At 61.2% G+C, this 7,172-nt stretch carries 5 protein-coding genes; all 5 read right to left on the reverse strand.

The window, feature by feature from the left end; translation table 11 throughout:
- Positions 1-350: 350 nt before the first annotated feature.
- The 5 genes from NZK35_RS27545 to rpmE all read right to left on the reverse strand — a co-directional run bounded on the left by NZK35_RS27545 (position 351) and on the right by rpmE (position 6,543).
- On the reverse strand, positions 351-1,253 hold the full coding sequence (locus NZK35_RS27545; protein WP_259635739.1) for a transglutaminase family protein: 903 nt from the start codon (positions 1,251-1,253) through the stop codon (positions 351-353).
- Entirely contained in the window at positions 1,250-3,805 is a 2,556-nt protein-coding gene (locus NZK35_RS27550; RefSeq protein WP_407699842.1) for a circularly permuted type 2 ATP-grasp protein, read from the reverse strand. The genes NZK35_RS27545 and NZK35_RS27550 overlap by 4 nt, the downstream gene beginning before the upstream one ends.
- Before the next feature lie 351 nt (positions 3,806-4,156).
- Positions 4,157-5,047, reverse strand: a complete 891-nt coding sequence (gene prmC, locus NZK35_RS27555; RefSeq protein ID WP_259635740.1) for a peptide chain release factor N(5)-glutamine methyltransferase — start codon at positions 5,045-5,047, stop codon at positions 4,157-4,159.
- Positions 5,047-6,126, reverse strand: a complete 1,080-nt coding sequence (gene prfA / locus NZK35_RS27560) for a peptide chain release factor 1 (RefSeq protein ID WP_259635741.1) — start codon at positions 6,124-6,126, stop codon at positions 5,047-5,049. Before prfA ends, prmC begins: the two co-directional genes overlap by 1 nt.
- Positions 6,127-6,303: 177 nt before the next feature.
- Positions 6,304-6,543 (reverse strand): 50S ribosomal protein L31, encoded by a 240-nt coding sequence (gene rpmE / locus NZK35_RS27565; protein WP_259635742.1) that lies wholly within the window; start codon positions 6,541-6,543, stop codon positions 6,304-6,306.
- Positions 6,544-7,172 lie beyond the last annotated feature (629 nt).

Consider the following 7,172-nt stretch of genomic DNA (forward strand, 5'->3'; position numbering starts at 1 on the left):
CGTTTGCTTGCTTCGCAAACACCGTCTCTCCCAGAGGGGGGGGAATCTAAATGGGTTGCCCGAAGCTGAAGCAAAAGAATCGATGTCCCAAGGGACGTCTTTTGTATGAGAACCGAACGAGAAATTAGTGTCGGATCTAGCGAGTCGGATAGGTTTCCAGGCTCGTCATTCCAGCGTCGACAGGCTGGAAGCCTATCCCACTCTTTTTCGTGCGATGTTAGGTGACGGAGTTGATCGTTGCGGCAGGAGCCAAGGCTTTTGCGGCGTGGGCCCTCTCTGGCGTTTGCTTGCTTCGCAAACGCCGTCTCTCCCAGGGGGAGAGAATCTAAATGGGTTGCCCGAAGCTGCCGTTAGGCGTCAGCGATCGGTTCGACGTCGACGCTGACTTTCAGCGTGTTGGTTCCGCCGCCCAGGACGACGCCGCGCATCGGGCTGACGTCGTCGTAGTCGCGGCCGATGCAGACGGGGATGTGATCGGCTGCGACCAGGCAGGCGTTGGTCGGGTCCAGGCCCAGCCAGCCGATCGTTTCACCGGCGTAGACTTCGACCCAGGCGTGCGATTCATCGGCGCCGATCAATCGTTCTTTCCCCGGCGGGGGCAGGGTTCGCAGGTAACCGCTGACGTACCGCGCGGCCAATCCCATCGAACGCAGGCAGGCGATTTCGACGTGGGCGAAGTCTTGGCAGACCCCGGCGCGAAGGGTAAACGCTTCTTTGGTGGTCGTCGCGACGGTGGTCGCCGTGGTGTCGTATTTGAAATCGGCGTTGATGCGGCGTGTCAGATCGAGTGCCGCGTCGATGATGCTCCGCTGCGGCGTGAACGAACTTGCCGCGTACTTGGCATAGGGGTCGGCCGGCGTGATCCGCGGCGAGCCGAAGCGATGTTCGTCGATCTTGGGGCGGTGCAGCTCGTTCGGGCTGGTCGCCAGCAGCGTTTCCCACTGCGGTGACGGCTGGCTGTCGGTCGTCATCTGTGCCGACACGGCGACGATACTCTCGACGTCGACGGTCAACGATTTGTGAATCGCTTCGATCGAAAACGTGATCACCCGGTTGCCGAAATAGTCGATGTGTTCGTCCCGGCTGGTCGGCTCCGGTGCGATCGACAACTCCGTCCGCTCGCACGTCACGTTGCCGCCGGTCACCGGTTGCATGCGAACCTGGTTTTGGCAGACCGCGACATTGTTGCTGTATCGGTATTCGGTCGAATGCCGAACACGGTAGCGAATCGGTGCGTCGTCGTTCTCGCTCATCGTCCCGTCCCGGTCAGGAACTGTCGCGATTCGGTGTGGATCAGATAGCGGGCGTTGATGCCTTCGGCGAGTCGGGGCAGGTCGGCGGCGACCTGTTCGAGGACCGATTGGAGCTGTTCGAGGGTGCCGTCCTGGCTGGTTTGCGACAATTCGATCGGATCGGCCGTGGTGACGCGGTACTGCAAATCCAGCACGATGCGTTTGATCGCGTCGAGTCCGACGGGGCCTTCGGTCGAGGGCAGTTTTTGGAACAACGTGGCGATGTGATCGAGTTGAAAACGCAGCGAACGCGGATTCGTTTCGTCGGTCACCAGCAGATCGATCACCGGTGCCAAGCGGACCAGGTTCTTGTATCGCGAACGGTAGGTCACGATGCTGTCGGTGACTTCCAGGACCGCTTCGCAGACCGGTTTGCCGTTGTCGGTCGGCGGGCACAGGGTCGCGGTCAGCAGTTCGCAGAGGTGTTCGGCGCGTTCCAGCCGGCGGCCCAGTTCGAGGAATTGCCAGGCGTGGGTGCGGACCAGACTTTCGCTGGTCAATCCCGCCAGCGCCAACAGGTCGACGATCAACCGGTCGACGCGTTCGATCGCTTCGCCGATGCCGATCGAGTTGGCTCCCGACGGGGTGGTCGCGCCGGTGGATTGGGTCAATTCAGCGGTCGCGCGATGCACGATTCGATAGGCTTCTGATGACAAGCGTCCACGGACGGCGATCGTGTTGTGCATCACCGATTCGAGGGTGCGGACGAGTCCGCGAGGCTGTCCGCGGTCCAGCACCGAGAGCGGCAGATTTTGTTCGACGTGAGGCAGATTGGCGACGAACGGTTCGACGGCAAAGCCGGGTTCGATTTGTCCCATCGAGGCCAGCGTGCGAACCAGACGCTGGACTTCGGCCAGCGTGTCCCAGTGTTCTTCGCCGGCGATCCGTGCCAACGTCGTCCGCATCACCCGCGAGATCGCTTCGGCGCGTTCGGCGTAGCGGCCGAGCCAGTACAGGTGCTCGGCGACGCGGCTGGGTAATTCGTCACCGCCGCGGCGCAGTTTGATCACCGTCTCGGAATCGGGAAGCAGCGTCTTGTGTTCGTCGACCGGCACGTCGCTGGTGACCCAGCAGTCCTGCGTCATTTGCCCGCTGACGGGTGACCGCGACAATTCCAATTGGTCATGTCCGACGCGGGCCAGCGCGCCCGGCAGGACGGTGACCCCGTCGCCGGTGAGCAGTTGAAAGGATCGCAAGGTCGTCTTCTGGGGTTCGATCTGTTTGCCCGTCCAGACCGGTGTTTTGCTGAATTGCAGACGTTCCTGCGCCACATAGTCCGACGGTTTCGCGGCGAGACGTTGCAGGAAGGCTTCGCGATCGTTGGGAGACAACTCGGACAACACGATCGCCGAGCCACCGGAGACGGCGAACGCGTTTCGAAAGTTGAGCGAATCGAGATGCTCCATCACGTAGCTGCGGTGGCTCGGGTCACCGCACCAATACGTCGGTGCCGCCGTCAGTTTGAGTTCGTCGCCAAAGAAGAATTGGTGTGCCTTGTCCAGGTAGGGCAGCAATGCCGGCGTTTGGACGAGCACGCTGCCGATCGTATTGACCACCGCGACGCTGCGGCGGCGGACACAGCGGAGCAGACCGGTGACACCTTCCCCCGACGCCGGGTCGAGTTCCAGCGGATCACAGCGGCGATCCGACACATGTCGCCACAAGACCTGGATCGGCTGCAACCCGCCGAGTGTTTTTAAATTCAGCTCGCCCGTGCGGACGGCCAAGTCGCTGCCCTGGACCAACGTCAAACCGAGATAACGCGCCAAGTAGTTATCTTCGAATTCACGGTAGCTGCCGCTCGGTGGCGTCAATAACACGACCCGAGGATCGTCGCGGTGGGTGGTCGCCAGCGAGTACAGGTGGTCTTTGAGGGATTCGAAAAACGACGCCAGCCGCAGCGTGTTGCTGCGTCGAATCAACGTCGGCAGGACACGGCTGGTGATGATTCGATTTTCCAACAGATAGCCGAGGCCGCTGGGGGCGCGGGTGCGATCTCCGGTGACATGCCAGACACCGTCGGCGTCCCGGGCCAGGTCGGTCGCGGTGATGTGCAGGTGCTGCTGCGACGTTTCCAGATTGTGGTAGGTGCGATTGAAGGACGGATTGGCCCACAGCAATTCGCCCGGCACGATGCCTTCGCGGATCAATCGCTGGGGGCCCAGCAGATCCGACAAGACGGTTTCCAGCAGCCGCGTCCGTCCCGCCAATGCGGTCGACAGCGTCTCCCATTCCGCGGCGCCGATCACGAACGGAACGACGGACAGTTTCCAGGGGCGATTGGATTCGTCGGGGGTCTCGCTGGCGTGAAAAGTGACGCCATTGTCGCGGCAGAATCGTTCGATCGCGGCGGAGCGATCTCGTAGCTCCGGAAGGCCCAGGCGATCGATCTCCTCGCTGACCATCGCCCAGTGGGGGCGCACCGCTCCCGCCGCATCACAACGCTCGTAGTAGTCTTGGGCGTTAAGGGCGGAGTCGTTCCACAGAGAGTTGGATTGGAGCGTCGTGTTCAATCGGTTTTTTTCGGCCGCTTGGAGATTCAGAAGTCGCCCCGGATTCGTTCGCAGGGCACATCGTGCGGTACATCATAGCCGCCAACGATGGATCGTCGATGGGAATGCGGCGCAAGGAGGACGCGGGCCCCGGTTCCGGCGGATTGGGTGCGGGGTGGCGCTGTTGCGTGGTCCTGCGCAATCGTGGTTGCACTGGAGAAAAGTTTCGACGTGAGTATCCGAAGGGGTGTTACGCCGTGATTCACCGATCGACCTCCCCTCGCTTCGCTCGACCCTCCTGCCAGGAGGGTGACTTCTAAACTGCACGCGCTCGATAAAGGGGCCGGTTCCGTTGCCGGCCGTCTGCAGGTGTTAAATCCGGCCGAGGGAGAGGATTCTGCGGTGTCCGGCGAGGTCTTTGATGAACCGCAAATCGCCGAGTTCGCTGATTTGTTCGGCCAGGTCTTCGCAGGCGTCGGCGATCATCGGGCTCAGTTCGATGATCAGCCGCCCGCCGGGCTCGAGTCGCGGGTACGCTTCGGCCATCAGCCGCTTGATCGTTTCCGTCCCGTCCTCTCCCGCCACCAGGGCCGATTTCGGTTCGTGTTCACGCACCGAGCGGTCCAGTTGGGCGTATTCGCTTTCGCTGACGTAGGGCGGGTTGCTGCAGATCAGATCGAACGTTTCGGGTTGCTCGACGTCGGCCAACAGATCGCAGCAGTGAAAGTCGACGCGATCGGCAACCTCGTGTTGATCGGCATTCCATTGAGCGACTTCGAGGGCCTGGGCGCTGATGTCGGTCGCGGTGACTTGGGCGCTGGGCAGGTGCAGTGCCAGCGCGACGGCGATCGCGCCCGAGCCGGTCCCCACATCGGCGATCCGCAGCGGTCGATCGTTGACCGACGCTTTGGCGCAGTCGAGGGCTTCGATCACCAGGTGCTCGGTTTCGGGGCGCGGGATCAGCGTGTGTTCGTTGACGCGGAATCGCAACGAATAGAATTCTTTGTAACCGACCAATTGGGCGACCGGGGTTCCTTCGCCACGACGCCGCACCAGTTCGCGGAACGCGGCGCGCTGGGCTTCGTCCGGTTGTTCTTCGAACGCGGTGTAAAGTTCGATGCGGCTGCACTGTCGCGCATGGGCGAGCAGAATTTCCGCATCGAGTCGCGCCGAGCCGCTGCCGCGTTTTTGAAAGAACTCGGTCGTCCATTGCAGCAATCGCAACACGGTCCAGGGTTGTTCGGACGTTTGTGATTCAGACATTAGTCGACCATGTCTCCACGGAGTTGATCTCGGTCGTATTCAATCAGCGCTTCGGTCACCGCCGTCAAGTCACCGGCCAGGATCTGGTCCAATTTGTAGAGCGTCAGATTGATCCGGTGGTCGGTCAGTCGGTTTTGGGGAAAGTTGTAGGTGCGGATGCGTTGGCTGCGGTCGCCCGATCCGATCAGTCCCTTTCGTTGTTCGGCTTGCTTGGCCGCTTCCTCTTCGCGTTTCTTTTCATAGATCCGCGCCTTGAGGACCCGGAGGGCTTTGGCCAGATTCTTGTGCTGACTTTTTTCGTCTTGGCACTGCACGACGATACCGGTTTCGTGGTGGGTCAAGCGGATCGCGGATTCCGTTTTGTTGACGTGCTGGCCGCCGGGGCCGGACGCGCCGAATTTGTCGACGCGATAGTCGTCTGCCTTCAAGTCGATTTCGACGTCTTCCGGTTCCGGCATGACGGCGACGGTGGCGGCACTGGTGTGGACGCGGCCTTGGGTTTCGGTTTCGGGGACGCGTTGGACGCGGTGCCCGCCGGATTCGTATGCCAAGTCGCGGTAGACGCTGTCACCTTCGAGCGTCAACGTGATGTCTTTGAACCCGCCCATGTCGGAGGGGCTGCTGTCCATCAATTCGACTTTCCATTTTTTCAGTTCGGCATAACGGCGATACATTTCAAACAGATCACGGGCGAACAGTGCCGCTTCTTCGCCACCGGTGCCGGCGCGGATTTCCATCACGCAGCGGGTGCGGTGGCTGTCTTCGCCGCCGATGGTCATCGACAACAGGTCTTCCCAGAGCGATTCGCGTTGTCGTCGCAGGTCGGCCATTTCGGTTTCGGCCATGTCACGTTCTTCGCTGTCTTCGGCCGCCTCGGCCATTTCCTTGCAGCCGGCGATTTCATTGCTCATCCGTTTGAATTCGCGGTATTTGCCGGCCAGCCGCGCCAGACCGCCGTGTTCTCGCGCCGTTGCACTCATCCGTGCCCCGTCGCCGAGCACTTCGGGGTCCGACATGTCGCGTTCAAGTTGCTCGAACCGGTTGAGTTTTTCTTCCAGCAGGTCGCGGATGGTGCTCATGGTCGCCAACAGTCCGTTTGGGACTTCGGGGGGGCAGGATTTGGAGAAGACAATCGAAGAAAAAAACCGCATGTTCCTGCCAGTGGCGAGGACCATGCGGTTGGCGTAGCCTGTCGTCAGCACGCTTCGGATCCCAAGGGGGGGAGATGGAGCGTTCTGGCGGCGGAGATGAACCGGCTATTTCTTTTTGCCTTTGTTCTGCAAGCTGCCGTATGAACCGGCGGCAAATTTCTTCTGGAATTTATCGATCCGGCCGGCGGTGTCGACGAATTTCAGCTTGCCGGTGTAGAACGGGTGACAGGCGTTGCAAATATCGACCTTCAACTCGCCGCCGCGGACGGTGCGGGTTTCAAAGGAATTGCCGCAACCGCAGCTGATCGTGGTCGCTTGGTACTTGGGGTGGATGCCTTCTTTCATGGCATTTCTCTCGTTGTTTTTGGGGTGCAAGCGGGCCTGGCTGGCGTACAGAACCGCGAAGCCCCACAGAATAGGCAATCAGCCCCCGATTCGGCAAGGGCTCTCATGGCGGCCTCTCAGCACGTGGCGTGAGCCGGTGGCGGGTGTGGGAGGAGAGGGGCACGCGGCCAATGACATTTACTTTGACGCCAAGCGGGTTGTTTTTGTTAGCGGTAGGGCGCGAGCCCTCCGGTCTTTCACGGTGTTTTTGAAGCGCAACCGGACGGCTCGCGCCGTTCCGCTAACACCATCAGAGCCAGCGTAGATGACATTGATCACGTGTCGGTCGCTGACGCTTCCCGCTGGGGTGGCATTCCAGCACGTGGCGTGAGCCAGTGGCGGGTGTGGGAGGAGAGGGGCACGCGGCCAATGACATTTACTTTGGCGCCAAGCGGGTTGTTTTTGTTAGCGGTAGGGCGCGAGCCCTCCGGTCTTTCACGGTGTTTTTGAAGCGCAACCGGACGGCTCGCGCCGTTCCGCTAACACCTTTGGAGCTGAAGTAGATGACATTGATCACGCGTCGGTCGCTGACGCTTCCCGCTGGGGTGGCATTCCAGCAGGTGGCGTGAGCCAGTGGCGGGTGTGGGAGG

The sequence above is a fragment of the Stieleria sedimenti genome, assembly GCF_025060895.1.
Lineage (GTDB): Bacteria > Planctomycetota > Planctomycetia > Pirellulales > Pirellulaceae > Stieleria > Stieleria sedimenti.